The sequence below is a fragment of the Flammeovirga sp. AWQ4_249 genome (genome assembly GCF_056161045.1).
This window is the reverse complement of the sequence record NZ_JBSWYJ010000096.1, coordinates 1-1,820: the sequence shown is the minus strand read 5'-3', so window position 1 is coordinate 1,820 and position 1,820 is coordinate 1. Positions and strand designations below refer to the sequence as shown.

The 1,820-nt window shown below is 32.1% G+C and carries 1 protein-coding gene; it reads left to right on the top strand.

Annotation, left to right across the window (positions count from 1 at the left end; all coding sequences use genetic code 11):
* The first annotated feature begins 134 nt into the window (after positions 1-134).
* Positions 135-1,748 (top strand): IS1634 family transposase, encoded by a 1,614-nt coding sequence (locus ACXAHM_RS26210; protein ID WP_474967047.1) that lies wholly within the window; start codon positions 135-137, stop codon positions 1,746-1,748.
* The last annotated feature ends 72 nt before the right edge of the window (positions 1,749-1,820 follow it).

The window sequence follows — 1,820 nt, the reverse complement described above, 5'->3', positions numbered from 1 at the left end:
TCTTGAGTTTGACAGTTAATTTTCACTACACCCCACTCATACTATCAAAAACGTAGATTTTTAGTGAATTTTGAAAAAAGTGTAGTGAGCCAACCCTCTTGACACGTATAATTTTTATGCATAAACTTGCCCCTATGGCTTTTATACGCATAGAAAAGAAAAAATCGGGTAATTATATCCGTGTTATTGAATCTTTTAGGGAAGATGGAAAAAGTAAGCACCGCATAGTTGCGTCTCTCGGAAAACAAAGCGATTATACTCCAGAGATGCTTCAACGTATGGGAGAAAAATTATATTTACTTGGAGGTGGTGATCTAAAGGATCTTCTAAGAAAAGAAACGAAGGAACTTGGACGGTTTAACTATGGTTTTTATCAAGTTTCTTACGCTGCCATGTGCCATTTTAATCTCGATAAGTACTTTAGAGCTTATGCTAAGAAAAGTCGTGTAAGTTTTGACCTTTTCAATACCATTCAACTTCTTATTGCAGAACGCCTTGAATCACCAGGGTCAAAATTAAATAACTTCAATATTCAGGATGATTATATTGGTTTTGAGCCTGTTAGTTTACAGCATATCTATCGTTCTCTTGATCATTTATGCAAGTTAGAAGATAAAACACAAGTATATCTATATCAACAAGGTAGAGACTTATTCAATCAAAAAATAGATGTTGTGTTTTATGATGTAACTACTTTCTATTTTGACAGTCATCAAGAGGATGATTTCAGACAAAAAGGATTTGGAAAAGATGGTAAAGTAGGCAAAACACAAATCGTATTTGGTATGCTGATCGATAAAAATAAAAATCCTATTGGATACCAAGTTTATGAAGGTAAAAAATATGAAGGACACACTTTTGTAGATGCCGTTACTTCATTAAAAGAAAAATACCATATTGATAACGTTATCATTGTAGCAGACAGGGGAATGCTTAGCAAGAGCAACATTGAAATAGTTCAATCTGAAGATTACGAATTCATTGTTGGTGAGCGATTGAAATCACTTCCTCAAACACTAAAAAGTGAGATTTTAGATCTGTCGAAATATCAAAATGAATGGACTTACAATAAAGAAGATGAGGCTATTCGAGTGAGATATTATGTCACAGAATATCAAGGACGTAAAATCATTACTACATATAGTCAAAAACGGGCAGAAAAAGATAAATTTGATAGAGAACAAAGTCTGTTGAAAAGTCAGAAATTATTAGACAACCCTTCTCTAATTAAAAACAAATCAAGAAGATATTTTATTAAAGCAGAAGGAAATGAAAGGTATAGCCTTGATGAAGATAAAATTAAAGAAGTAGCCAAGTACGACGGTTTTATTTCTATCTCTACTAATAATAAAGAACTTCCAATTCCTTTAATATTAGATCATTACAGACATTTATACCAAATTGAACATACATTTCGATCCTTTAAATCCCACTTGGAAGTAAGACCGATGTTTCACTGGACTGAAAAAAGAATTCGGGGACATCTTAGCTTATGCTATCTCACTCATGTTGTACAACATTATCTGTTAAAACAAATCAATAACAAGAAATATAAAATGAGTGAGGAGGGTTTAAGAAGATCATTATCCAAAATGCAAGTCAGTCATTTGACACAAAATGGAGATGAATTCTATCTGAGGTCAAATAATGAGAAAGAAAATATAAAACAGGTGATAAATGGGTTAAAGTTAAGTGAGTTACCTAATATTACAAGTAAAGAGCAGATTATCAACTATTTAAAGAAATAGTGTAGTGAGACACGTTTTTGGGTAAGTGATTGATAATCTGTTTTTTAATCTCTTTAACTGTCAAACTCAAGA

What these genes read in the sequence shown, in the direction of transcription:
- ACXAHM_RS26210 (WP_474967047.1), top strand. Translation starts at nt 135, where the DNA reads ATGGCTTTTATACGCATAGAAAAGAAAAAATCGGGTAATTATATCCGT.